A 13,182-nucleotide genomic window follows, 5' to 3' on the forward strand; every position below is an offset into this window, starting at 1 on the left:
GTAAGGGGAGCCTCGATGATCGAGATCTGGCCGGGAGACCCGTATCCTCTCGGCGCCACCTACGACGGCGCGGGCACCAACTTCGCGCTGTTCAGCGAGGTGGCCGATCGCGTGGAGCTCTGCCTGTTCGACGACAACGACAAGGAGTCGCGGGTCTCCCTCACCGAGTGCGAGGGCTTCGTCTGGCACGGCTACCTGCCGGGCATCGGCCCCGGCCAGCGGTACGGCTACCGCGTCCACGGCCCCTACGACCCCGCGCGCGGCCTGCGCTGCAACCCCGCCAAGCTGCTGCTCGACCCGTACGCCAAGGCGATCGAGGGTGGCATCACCTGGGAGGCGGCGCTCTACGACGGCGACCGGCCCAACCCCGAGGACTCCGCGCCCTTCGTCCCGCGCTCGATCGTCATCAACCCCTTCTTCGGCTGGGGGCACGACCGGCCGCCCGCCAAGCCGTACCACGACACGGTGATCTACGAGGCGCACGTGCGGGGGTTGACGATCGCCCACCCCAGGATCCCCGAGCGGATCCGCGGCACCTACGCCGCGCTCGGCCACCCCGAGATCATCGACCATCTGACCAAGCTCGGCGTGACCGCCCTGGAGCTGATGCCGGTCCACCAGTTCGTCACCGACCAGTTCCTGGAGGAGAAGGGGCTGACGAACTACTGGGGCTACAACACCAGCGGGTACTTCGCCCCGCACAACCGCTACTCCAGCCAGGGGCAGCGCGGCGGGCAGGTGCTGGAGTTCAAGGCGATGGTCAGGAACCTGCACGAGGCGGGCATCGAGGTCATCCTGGACGTGGTCTACAACCACACCGCCGAGGGCAACCACCTGGGCCCGACGCTCGGCCTGAAGGGCATCGACAACCCCACCTACTACCGCCTGGTCGACGGCGATCCCCAGCACTACATGGACACCACCGGCACCGGCAACAGCCTGCTCATGCGCAGCCCCCAGGTGCTCCAGCTGATCATGGACTCGCTCCGCTACTGGGTCACCGAGATGCACGTCGACGGCTTCCGCTTCGACCTGGCCGCCACGCTGGCCCGCGAACTGCACGAGGTCGACCGGCTGTCGGCCTTCTTCGACCTGGTGCAGCAGGACCCCGTGCTGTCGCAGGTCAAGCTGATCGCCGAGCCGTGGGACGTGGGGCCCGGCGGCTACCAGGTCGGCAACTTCCCGGCCAGGTGGACCGAGTGGAACGGCAAGTACCGCGACACGATCAGGGACCTGTGGCGGGGCGAGCCGGCCACGTTGCCCGAGTTCGCCTCGCGCTTCACCGGCTCCGGCGACCTCTACCAGAGCGACAGCCGCCGCCCGGTGGCCTCCGTCAACTTCGTGACCTGCCACGACGGCTTCACCCTGCACGACCTGGTCTCCTACAACGAGAAGCACAACGAGGCCAACGGCGAGGACAACAGGGACGGCACCGACGACAACCGCTCGTGGGACGCCGGCACCGAGGCGTTGCGGGAACAGCAGAAGCGCAACTTCCTGACCACGCTCTTCCTGTCGCAGGGCGTGCCCATGCTCTCCCACGGCGACGAGATGGGCCGCACCCAGAAGGGCAACAACAACGGCTACTGCCAGGACAACGAGCTGACCTGGGTCGACTGGTCCGACGTGCGGCGCAACTGGCTGCTGCTGGAGTTCACCCAGCGCCTGGCCAAGCTGCGCCGCGAGCACCCCGTCTTCCGGCGCAGGCGCTTCAACTACGACATGGCCTGGCTGACCCCCTCCGGAGAGGAGATGACCGAGGCCGACTGGAACGTGGGCTACGCCAAGTCGCTGGCCGTCTACCTCAACGGCAAGGCGATCACGGAGCCGGACAGGAGGGGGAGACCCATCGTCGACGACTCGTTTCTCGTGCTGTTCAACGCCCACCACGACACCATCAGGTTCACGATCCCGAAGGACTACGGCGAGATGTGGCTGACCGAGATCGACACCGCGATGCCGATCATGCTGGACACCAGGGTCAGGCGGGCAGGGGAGCGGTTGCAGGTGCCGGGACGCTCGATGAGGGTGTTGCGCGGTGTCTAGGCCCGTCTCGACCTACCGCCTCCAGCTGACCCCCGACTTCGGCTTCGCCGAGGTCGCGGGCATCGCCCCCTACCTGCGCGACCTCGGCGTCAGCCACGTCTACCTCTCGCCCGTCCTGCAGGCGGTGCCCGAGTCGCTGCACGGCTACGACGTCATCGACCACTCGCGGATCAGGGAGGAGTTCGGCGGCGCCAAGGGGTTCCGCGAGATGGCCGACGCGCTGGCCGCCCACGATCTGGGCATCGTGATCGACATCGTGCCCAACCACATGAACACCGCCAACGAGCAGTTCAGGAGCGTGCTCGTCGAGGGTGCGGCCTCGCCGTACGCGCACTGGTTCGACATCGAGTGGCGCGAGGGCAGGGTGGCCGTCCACTCCTTCGCCGAGGACCTGCCCGAGTCGGAGTACTACCACATCGTCGACTGGCGGGAGGGGCCGGGCTACCGGCGCTTCTTCGACGTCTCCTCGCTCATCGGGCTGCGCGTCGAGGACCCGTCCGTGCTGTCCGCGACGCACGAGGTGATCTTCTGGCTGCTCGACGAGGGGCTGGTCGAGGGGCTGCGGATCGACCACCCCGACGGCCTCGCCGACCCGCGCGACTACCTGGACAAGCTCCGGGCCAGGACCGGCGGCGTGTGGACGGTCGTGGAGAAGATCCTCATCGGCCAGGAGCGGCTGCCCGACGACTGGGCGTGCGACGGCACCACCGGCTACGACGCGCTCAACCGCGTCAACGGCCTGTTCGTCGACCCGGAGGGCAGGGCGCCGCTGGTCGCCCTGTTCTCCCGCCTGACCGGCGAGGACCCCGACTACCCGCTCGTGCGGACACGCGCCAAGCGCGAGGTCATCGAGCTGTTCTTCGGCGGCGAGCTCGACCGGCTGTCGCGCGTCACCGGCGCGCCGGCCGGCGACCTGGCCGACCTGCTGGTGGCCATGCCGGTCTACCGGGCCTACGTCACGCCGGGCCGGCCGGCCGGACCGCAGGCCAGGCGGATCGTGGAGGAAGCCGCGCCCAACCAGGAGACCGCCCGCGCGGTCCTGGACGGCCCGCCCGAGGCGGTCGTCCGCTTCCAGCAGACCTGCGGCCCCGTCATGGCCAAGGGGGTGGAGGACACCGCGCTCTACCGGTGGTTCCCGCTGGCCTGCCTGAACGAGGTGGGCGGCGAGCCCGACCACTTCGGGCTGCCGGTCGAGGACTTCCACGCCTACTGCGCCGGGATGCGCCCGTTCACGATGACCACGCTGTCCACCCACGACACCAAGCGCTCGGAGGACGTCCGCGCCCGCCTGCAGGTGCTGTCGGAACTGTCCGAGGAGTGGGCGGCGGCCGTGGAGGGCTGGGCGGGCCAGCTCGCCTTCGACCCCAGCCTCGACTACCTGGCGTGGCAGACGCTGATGGCCGCCTGGCCGATCTCCGTCGACAGGTTCACCGACTACCTGCTCAAGGCGGCCCGCGAGGCCAAGACCGCCACCTCGTGGATCGCCCCCGACCCCGCCTACGAGGACGGGCTGCGCGCCTTCGCCCGCAAGGCGGTCGGGCTGCCGGTCGGCGACTTCACCGCCGAGGTGGACCGGTACGCCGTGGCCAACTCGCTCGGCCAGAAACTGGTGCAGCTCATGATGCCGGGCGTGCCGGACGTCTACCAGGGCAACGAGCGCACCGACTTCTCCCTCGTCGATCCGGACAACCGGCGGCCCGTCACCTTCCCGTGCGCCGCAGAGTCGGCGTGGGACGCGGCCAAGCTGCTGGTCACCACCCAGGCGCTGCGGCTGCGGCGCAGGCTGGGGCCCGCCGCGCCGTACGAGCCGATGGCGGCCTCGGGGGAGGCCGCCGAGCACGCCGTCGTCTTCGGCAGGGGGCGCGCCGTGGCGGTCGCCACCCGCCTGCCGGTACGGCTGGCCAGGCGCGGCGGCTGGGGCGCGACCTCCGTCACGCTGCCCGCAGGACGCTGGCGCGACCTGCTGACCCGCGAGCTCCACACCGGCCGCGTCCCGGTCGGCCACCTGCTCAGCCGCTATCCCGTCGCACTCCTGGAGAGACATGATCTTTGAGGTGTGGGCGCCGCAGGCGACCTCCGTTGAGATCGAGACCATGGGCCGGCGGGAGCCGCTCCGGGCAGGCTCGGGCGGCTGGTGGTCGGCCGAGGTGGCGGGGGCGGGGCACGGCACCGACTACCGCTACCTGGTCGACGGCGAAGGGCCCTACCCCGACCCGCGCAGCCGCAGGCAGCCCGAGGGCATCTTCGGGCCCAGCCGCGTCTACGACCATGCCCGCTTCACCTGGAGCGACCACGACTGGAAGGGCCGCGACCTGCGCGGCTCGGTCATCTACGAGCTGCACGTCGGCACCTTCACCACCGAGGGCACCTTCACCGCGGCGCTCGAGCGCCTGGACCACCTCGTCGAGCTCGGCGTCGACTTCGTCGAGGTCATGCCGGTCGCCCCGGTGCCCGGCGGGCGCAACTGGGGGTACGACGGGGTCGACCTCTACGCGGTGAACGAGACCTACGGCGGGCCCGACGGCCTGAAGGAGTTCGTCGACGCCTGCCACCGGGCGGGGCTCGGCGTGCTGCTCGACGTCGTCTACAACCACCTCGGCCCGTCGGGCAACTTTCTGCACCCCTTCGGCCCGTACTTCGGCGGCTACCGCGGCAGCTTCTGGGGCGAGGCGGTCAACCTCGACGGCCCGGGATCCGACGAGGTCAGGCGGTACTTCATCGACAACGCGCTGCAGTGGCTGCGCGACTTCCACGTCGACGGGCTGCGCCTGGACGCGGTCCACGCCCTCCACGACCGGCGCGCCGTCCACCTGCTGGCCGAGCTCGCCCAGGAGGTGGACGCGCTGGCCTGCTCGGTGGGCCGGCCGCTGACCCTGATCGCCGAGTCCGACCTCAACGACCCGCGCATGATCACTCCGCTGGAGGCGGGCGGCCTCGGCATGAGCGCCCAGTGGAACGACGACGTCCACCACGCGCTGCACGCCGCCGTGTCGGGGGAGCGGCACGGCTACTACGAGGACTTCGCCTCGATGGCGGCCCTGGCCAAGGCCCTGGCGTCGGGCTTCGTCCACGACGGGGGCTACTCCGGCTTCCGTGGCCGCTCGCACGGCGCCCCGCTGACCGGCGTGCCCGGCTACCGGCTGGTGTGCTGCCTGCAGAACCACGACCAGATCGGCAACCGGCCGGGCGGCGACCGTCTGGGCGTGACCGCGCTGAAGCTGGGCGCGGGGCTGCTGCTGACCTCGCCCTTCACCCCCATGCTGTTCATGGGCGAGGAGTGGGGGGCCCGCACGCCGTTCCTGTTCTTCACCGACCACGTCGAGGCCGCCCTCCGCGAGGGCGAGGGCGAACGCAGAGCTCAGGAGTTCGAGGGTTTCGGCTACGACTGGATCGCGCCCGACCCGTCGGCCGAGGACACCTTCCAGCGCAGCAAGCTCGACTGGAGCGAGCTGAAGGAGGAGGAGCACTGGTCGGTCCTGTGCTGGTACCGCGACCTGATCGCGCTGCGCAAGGCGCTGCCGGAGCTCACGGACCCGCGCCTGGACCGGACCCGGGTCGACTACGATGAGCAGGCTAAATGGCTCCTTGTCAAGAGATCGTCACTGAGCGTCATGGTAAATTTCTGTACGGATCCTGTGACGTTGCCGGTGTCGGTGGGGTCGGTTCTCCTTTCCTCCGAGGAGGGGGTTTCCGCTGCTCCAGGCGGGCTCGCCGTACCGGGCCAGACGCTGGTGATCTTTCGGTCCGAGATGAATCCGTAATACGGACAGCCCGATAACCTGCGACGAGTCGTCACGTTCCCGTCAAGGAACGGTCACGGCTTTCTCGTCGTGGGGGCGTCGCTCGGCTTCATGCTGTAGGGCCCCCGTTCGTCCGAACGGAGGGCAATGGGCACGTACCTGCTGCGCAGGCTGCTGTCGAGCGTCATCCTGGTCGCCATCGCCGCGAGCCTGGCGTACCTGCTCGCCGCCGGCAGCCTCAACCCTCGTGCCAACTACGAGGGGCGCCAGCCGCCCATCCCCGCCGGGGTCGTGGACAGCACGCTGAGCGAGTACAACCTCAACGACAGGACACCCCTGCTCGAGCGCTACGGAACCTGGGTGTCCGGCCTGGTCAGGGGCGACTTCGGCAAGACGTGGGACGGCGGGTCGGTCAACGACCAGATGGCCAGGCGGGTCGGCGTCAGCCTCCGCCTGCTGGTGATCGGCACCGTCCTCGGTTCCGTCCTCGGCGTGGCCGTCGGCGCGTTCGCCGCGGTCAAGCAGTACCGCCTCAGCGACAGGGCCATCGGCATGGCCTCGTTCGTCATCATGGCCGTGCCCGTCTTCGTCCTGGCCACCCTGCTGACGATGGGCGCGACCGGGATCAACAACGCGCTCGGGCACACGCTCATCGAGTACACCGGCGAGTACAACCCCGCGCTCACCGGCACCGACCAGTTGCTCAACCGGCTCAACCACCTGATCCTGCCGACGTTGTCGCTGTGCCTCGGCCAGATCGCCTTCTACAGCCGCATCCAGCGCAACATGATGCTCGACGTGCTCGGCCAGGACTTCGTCCGTACGGCCCAGGCCAAGGGGCTCTCCCGCAGAACCGCGCTCTACAAGCACGCCCTGCGCACCGCGCTCATCCCGGCCGCCACCTACTTCGCCTTCGCCTTCGGCACCATGCTCACCGGCGCCACCTTCACCGAGAAGATCTTCGGCTGGCACGGCATGGGCGCCTGGCTGGTCGAGTCGATCCAGCACAACGACGTCAACTCCGTGGCCGCCGTCGCCCTGTTCACCGCCGTCTGCGTCCTGGTCGCCGGACTGCTGTCCGACCTGCTCGTCGCGGCGCTCGACCCGAGAGTGCGGGTGAGCTAGAGATGCGTTCCAAGGTCGTCCTGCGCCGGGTTCTGGCCAAGCCGCAGGTCATCATCGGCCTGGCCGGAATCCTCCTGCTGCTCGTCCTGGCGTACCTGGGCCCGGTGGTCTCGCCGTACGGCCTGGAGGACAAGGACTTCACCGCCTTCCGCTCCCCGCCCGGCGCCGACCACTGGTGGGGCACCACCCAGATCGGCCAGGACGTGTTCACGGTGACGTTGCACGCCATGCGCAAGTCGATCGTCATCGGCTTCCTCGTCGCCCTGTTCTCCACCGGCCTGGCCGCGGTGGTCGGCGCGTTCGCCGGCTACTTCGGCGGCTGGCTGGACAAGGCCCTGATGTGGGGCGCCGACCTGCTGCTGGTGCTGCCCAGCTTCCTGATCATCGCGGTCCTGTCGCCACGCCTGAAGGGCGCCACCTGGCTGTGGTTCGTGGTGCTGCTCGCCGCCTTCTCCTGGATGATCACCTCCAGGGTGGTCAGGAGCATGACGCTGTCCCTGCGCGAGCGGGAGTACGTGCTGGCCGCCCGCTACATGGGCATCAGCGACCGGCAGATCATCTTCCGGCACATCGTGCCGAACCTGTCGTCGCTGCTCATCATCGACGCCACCATGAACGTCAGCGCCGCCATCATCGGCGAGACCGCGCTGTCCTACTTCGGCTTCGGCGTGCAGCCGCCGGACGTCTCGCTCGGCACCCTCATCTCCGCCGCGGGCGGCAGCGAGGCGATCAGCTACCCGTGGCTGTTCCTCTTCCCCGCCGGACTGCTCGTCCTGCTGGTCCTGTGCATCAACCTCATCGGCGACGGCCTGCGCGACGCCCTCGACCCGGGAAGCAACTCATGACGATCCTCGAGGTGAGCGACCTCCACGTGACCTTCCGCGGCGGCGTCAAGGCCGTCAGGGGTGTCTCCTACCAGGTCGGCAGGGGTGAGATCCTGGGCATCGTCGGCGAGTCCGGCTCCGGCAAGTCCGTGACCTCACTCGCCGTCATGGGCCTGCTGCCCGCCGGCGCGCAGGTGAGCGGCTCGGTCAGGCTGCACGGCCACGAGCTGCTCGGCATGCGGGAGCAGGAGATGCTCCAGCGGCGCGGCAAGTCCATCAGCATGATCTTCCAGGACCCGCTGTCGGCCTTCACCCCCGTCTACACCATCGGGGACCAGATCGCCGAGGCGGTCCGCGTCCACCAGAAGGTCACCAGGGAGCAGGCCGCCAAGCAGGCCGTCGAGCTGCTCGACCTGGTCGGCATCCCGCACCCCGACGTGCGCGCCAAGGCCTTCCCGCACGAGTTCTCCGGCGGCATGCGGCAGCGCGCGATGATCGCGATGGCCATCGCCAACGACCCCGACGTGCTGATCTGCGACGAGCCGACCACCGCACTCGACGTCACCATCCAGGCGCAGGTGCTGGAAGTGCTGAAGACGGCGCAGAAGGAGACCGGCGCCGGTATCGTCATGATCACCCACGACCTGGGGGTGGTCGCGGGGCTCGCCGACCGGGTGCTGGTGATGTACGCCGGCAAGCCGGTCGAGCAGGGCACGGTCGAAGAGATCTACTACGAGCCTCGCATGCCGTACACGATGGGGTTGCTCGCCTCGATCCCGCGGCTGGACCAGGACAGCCGGCGCCTGGTGCCGATCGAGGGCGCCCCGCCCTCGCCCGCCGCGCTGCCGCCGGGCTGCCCCTTTGCGCCCCGCTGCCCGCTGAAGGTGTCCGCGTGCGACGACGCCGAGCCCGAGCTCGTCGAAGTCGGCGCGCGCCGGGTGGCCTGCATCCGCTCCCACGAGATCGAGCTGAAGAAGCTCAGGGGGGCCGACGTCTTCCCCGCACCCGAGGGGTTCGGCCGGCCCGACGCCTCGGCGCCGCGCGCGGAGCGCGGCAAGGTGCTCGAGCTCGACGGCCTCGTCCGGCACTATCCGCTGACGAAGGGCGCCGTCTTCAAGCGGCGCGTCGGCACCGTGCACGCCGTCGACGGCATCAGCTTCGACATCGCCTCCGGCGAGACGCTGGCCCTCGTCGGCGAGTCGGGCTGCGGCAAGACCACCACCCTCCAGCAGATCATGCAGCTGGAGGCCGCCCAGGGTGGCAAGGTCGTGGTCTTCGGCAAGGACAGCGGCACGCTCACCACCCGCGAGCGCAAGGAACTGCGCCGCGACCTGCAGATCGTCTTCCAGGACCCGATGGCCGCGCTCGACCCGCGCATGCCGGTCGGCGACATCCTGGCCGAGCCGCTGCGCTCCCACGGCCACAAGGACGTCGCCAAGCGTGTCGCCGAGCTGCTCGACCTCGTCGGCCTCGACGCCTCCTACGCCGAGCGCTACCCGCAGCACTTCTCCGGCGGGCAGCGCCAGCGCATCGGCATCGCCCGCGCGCTGGCCCTGGAGCCGAAACTGGTCGTCCTCGACGAGCCGGTCTCCGCGCTCGACGTGTCGATCCAGGCGGGCGTCATCAACCTGCTGGAGGACCTGAAGGCCCGGCTGGGCCTGTCCTACCTGTTCGTCGCCCACGACCTGTCCGTCGTCCGCCATCTGGCCGACCGCGTCGCGGTCATGTACCTCGGCAAGATCGTCGAGATCGGCGCCGTCACCGAGGTGTACGGCACGCCCGCCCACCCCTACACCAGGGCGCTCATGTCGGCCATCCCGCTGCCGGACCCCGCGCTGGAGCGATCGCGCAAGAGGATCATCCTCGACGGCGACCTGCCCAGCCCCGCGGCGCCCCCGACGGGCTGCCGCTTCCACACCCGCTGCCCCAAGCGCGCCCTGCTCCCCGAGCCGGAGCGCGCGCGGTGCGCGGCCGAAGAGCCCCCCGTTGCACGGCTCGCGCACGCCGACGATCACGGCGCCGCCTGCCACTACCCCGAAGTGAGGAACTCGTGAAGGTTGTCGCCTACAAGGCCGCCGCGGGCGCGGCCCTGCTGGCTCTCGCCCTCGCCGCCTGCGGTGGCGGTGCCGACAAGCCGCAGGCCGGTTCGGCGCAGGCCACCGCACAGGCGCAGGAGCAGGCCGCCGCGCTGCCCGGAAGCGCCGTCAACCCGGTCGCCTACGAGCAGGTCAAGGACGGCGGGACCGTCACCCTCGCGCTGAGTCAGTGGCAGACGCAGTGGAACTACAACCAGGTGAACGGCACGCACGCGACCGTCTCCGACGTGTTCGACGCGGTCATGCCCAGCATGGGCAAGGCCGACGACAAGGCCGAGGTGACCAACAACCCCGACTACGTCACCGAGTGGAAGACGGAGCTGGAGGGCGGCAAGCAGGTCGTCACCTACCGGCTCAACGACAAGGCGAAGTGGTCCGACGGCACGCCGATCACCTACAAGGACTTCGTCGCCCAGTGGAAGGCGCTCAACGGCACCGACAAGAAGTTCCAGGCCACCTCGACCGACGGCTACGACCGCGTCGCCTCGGTGGAGAAGGGCGCGACCGACCACGAGGTCGTCGTCACCTTCGCCAAGCAGTACCCCGACTGGAAGGGCATGTTCTCCCCGCTCCTTCCGGCCTCCGCCAACGCCGACGCCACCGCGTTCAACAAGAGCTGGATCAACAGGATCCCGGTGACCGCGGGGCCGTTCAAGGTCGACGCCCTCGACCAGACCGGCAAGACCGTCACCCTCGTCAGGGACGACGCCTGGTGGGGCAAGCGGGCCAAGCTCGACAAGGTCATCTTCCGCGCCCTCGACTCCGGCGCCACCGTGAACGCCTTCGCCAACGGCGAGCTCGACGCGATGGAGCTCAGCCCCATCGCCGCCGACCTGCAGCGCGCCAAGAACGTGCCGAACGCCGACATCCGCAAGGCCGCGGCGCCCAACTGGCGGCACATCACCGTCAACGGCTCCGCGCCCAACCTCACCGACAAGTCGGTCCGCCAGGCCGTCCAGCTCGGCATCAACCGCGAGGCCATCACCCAGTCCGACCTCAAGGACCTCGACTGGCCGGTGCAGGTGCTCAACAACCACCTGTACATGAACACCCACAAGGGTTACGTCGACAACTCCGGAGAGCTCGGGAAGTACAACCCCGAGAAGGCCAAGCAGCTGCTCGACGCGGCCGGCTGGAAGATGGAGGGCGACTACCGCAAGAAGGACGGCAAGGAGCTCGAGCTGCGCTTCGTCGTCCCTGCCGCCTACCCGCTGGCCAAGCAGGAGGGCGAGCTGACCCAGGCGATGCTGAAGGACGTCGGCGTCAAGGTCAAGGTGGAGCCGGTCCCCGACGACAAGTTCTTCGACGACTACATCATCCCCGGCAACTTCGACCTGGTGCCGTTCTCGTGGCTGGGCACGCCGTTCCCGAACGGGGCGCTGCCGCAGATCTACAAGCAGCCCACCGGCAAGGACAACTTCGGCAGCAACTTCCCGCGCATCGGGTCGGCGGAGCTGGACGCGCTGATCGAGCAGGCGGCGGGGGAGATGGACCCGGCGAAGTACATCGAGCTCGGCAACCAGGCCGACAAGCTGATCTGGGACGAGGTGCACACCATCCCGCTGTACCAGCGGCCCGCCATCTACGCCACGAAGAAGACGCTGGCGAACTACGGGGCGTTCGGCTTCGCGACCAAGGACTGGTCCACGGTCGGCTTCACCCAGTGACGCCCGCCTGACGACACCTGTCTGACGACGCCCGGCCGGGATCCCGGCCGGGCGTCATCCAGTCATGGGCGGCCTGGCGCTAGCGGCCCTGCAGGGACCTGACGTTGTCGCCGAACGTCCAGTTCTTCGACCCGTCCCAGTTGATGGACCAGGTCATCAACCCCTTGAGGGCGCCGCCGAAGGCGTTCCAGCTCTGGCTCACCAGCGACGGGCCCATGTGGCCGCCGCCCGCGCCCGGCTGGGCGGGCAGGCCGGGGACCTGCTTGTCGTACGGCACCCTGATCGTGACGCCCTGGATGACCAGGCCGTTGTTCAGGCACGTGGTCTGCGCGGTGAAGCCCTGCACCGTGCCCGCCGCGTAGGAGTCGCCGCTGCAGCCGTACATGCTGCCGTTGTAGTACTGCATGTTCAGCCACCAGAGGCGGCCGTTGTCGGCGTACTTCTTGATGATCGGCAGGTACGCGCCCCAGATCGAGCCGTAGACGACGCTGCCGCCGGTCACGTAGGCGGTCTCCGGCGCCATGGTCAGGCCGAAGCCGGCCGGCATCTGGGCGAGCACGCCGTCGATGATCCGGATGAGGTTGGCCTGCGACGGCGACAGCTGGTTGATGTTGCCGCTGCCGGTCAGCCCGGTCTCGATGTCGATGTCGATGCCGTCGAAGTTGTGGCGCTTGAGAATCGGCACGACGGTCGCCACGAAGCGGTCGGCGACGGCGCTGGAGCTGAGGTCGATGCCGGCGGCGGCGCCGCCGATGGACATCAGGATCGTCGCCCCCGCCGCCTTGGCCTGGCACATCTCGGCCGGGGTGGGCACCTTGACGGTGGCGTCCATGCCGTCCTCCCACAGGACGGTCCCGTCGGAGCGGATGACGGGGAAGGCGGCGTTGATGACGTTGTAGCCGTGCGCCTTGATGCGGGGGTCGGTGATCGGGGTCCAGCCGAACGGCGGGTGCACGCCGTTGGCCGCGCCGTCCCAGTTCTCCCAGTAGCCCTGCAGGACCTTGCCCGCCGGGCGTGACTTCACCGCGCACGTGGTGTCGGTCGGCGTCGGTGTGGGCGTCGGTGTCGGGGTCGGCGTGGGTGTGGGCGTCACCGTCGGGGTCGGAGTGACCGTCGGGGTGGGGGTCGGGCCGCCCGGGCCGTCGAAGCTGACGTCGTCGGCGTAGTAGGTGCCCTGGCCGTACCAGCCGTGCAGGTAGACCTCGGCGCTCGTCTGGCCGGAGGCGGTGGTGAAGGAGACCGACAGCTGGGTGTAGGCCGCGGGGGAGGAGGTCCAGGTGGACCCGCCGCCGGTGACGCCGAGGTAGACGTAGCCGCCGCGGACCCAGGCGGTCAGCGTGTAGGCGGTGCTCGGCCGTACGGTCACCGTCTGGACGCACCTGGCGTTGTCGGCGCCACTGGCCGCCCCGGCCAGCGCCTTCGACCCGGAGTGGACTGGAGTGGCGACCACCGACCCCAGCCCGCCGGCGCAGGACCAGGGGGACAGCGTTCCGGTCTCGAAGCCCGGGTTGACGAGGAGGTTGGCGGCTCGGGCGGACGTCTGCGCGCCGAATACGCCGGCGACGGCCAGGAGGAAGGCCACGGCGAGCAGGATGGGACGCGTTGTTCGCTTCACGGGGGCACCCTTCTGTCGGGGTGAAGCTCTGCGGGTGATTATCCGGACAAGAAAGTTTCCTTACAATAG

At 69.6% G+C, this 13,182-nt stretch carries 8 protein-coding genes; 7 read left to right on the plus strand and 1 reads right to left on the minus strand.

Going from position 1 to position 13,182, the window contains the following annotated elements; genetic code table 11:
* The first annotated feature begins 15 nt into the window (after window positions 1-15).
* From glgX to ACWENQ_RS27735, 7 genes are all read left to right on the plus strand, one after another.
* Entirely contained in the window at window positions 16-2,046 is a 2,031-nt protein-coding gene (gene glgX, locus ACWENQ_RS27705) for a glycogen debranching protein GlgX (RefSeq protein WP_449926769.1), read from the plus strand.
* Entirely contained in the window at window positions 2,039-4,099 is a 2,061-nt protein-coding gene (treY, locus tag ACWENQ_RS27710) for a malto-oligosyltrehalose synthase (protein ID WP_452416884.1), read from the plus strand. Before glgX ends, treY begins: the two co-directional genes overlap by 8 nt.
* Entirely contained in the window at window positions 4,089-5,807 is a 1,719-nt protein-coding gene (gene treZ, locus ACWENQ_RS27715; RefSeq protein ID WP_452416885.1) for a malto-oligosyltrehalose trehalohydrolase, read from the plus strand. The genes treY and treZ overlap by 11 nt, the downstream gene beginning before the upstream one ends.
* Window positions 5,808-5,933: 126 nt before the next feature.
* Window positions 5,934-6,911 (plus strand): ABC transporter permease, encoded by a 978-nt coding sequence (locus tag ACWENQ_RS27720; protein WP_354911097.1) that lies wholly within the window; start codon window positions 5,934-5,936, stop codon window positions 6,909-6,911.
* A gap of 2 nt (window positions 6,912-6,913) precedes the next feature.
* A complete protein-coding gene (locus ACWENQ_RS27725; RefSeq protein WP_354911100.1) occupies window positions 6,914-7,756 on the plus strand; it encodes an ABC transporter permease in 843 nt (280 codons plus the stop codon).
* Window positions 7,753-9,789 (plus strand): dipeptide ABC transporter ATP-binding protein, encoded by a 2,037-nt coding sequence (locus ACWENQ_RS27730; protein WP_452416887.1) that lies wholly within the window; start codon window positions 7,753-7,755, stop codon window positions 9,787-9,789. Before ACWENQ_RS27725 ends, ACWENQ_RS27730 begins: the two co-directional genes overlap by 4 nt.
* On the plus strand, window positions 9,786-11,498 hold the full coding sequence (locus tag ACWENQ_RS27735; RefSeq protein ID WP_452416889.1) for an ABC transporter family substrate-binding protein: 1,713 nt from the start codon (window positions 9,786-9,788) through the stop codon (window positions 11,496-11,498). The genes ACWENQ_RS27730 and ACWENQ_RS27735 overlap by 4 nt, the downstream gene beginning before the upstream one ends.
* 79 nt (window positions 11,499-11,577) lie before the next feature.
* Here the strand turns inward: ACWENQ_RS27735 and ACWENQ_RS27740 are convergent, their stop codons facing one another.
* Entirely contained in the window at window positions 11,578-13,113 is a 1,536-nt protein-coding gene (locus ACWENQ_RS27740) for a glycosyl hydrolase family 18 protein (protein ID WP_452416890.1), read from the minus strand.
* Window positions 13,114-13,182: the final 69 nt, after the last annotated feature.

The sequence above is a fragment of the Nonomuraea sp. NPDC004354 genome, from assembly GCF_053602555.1.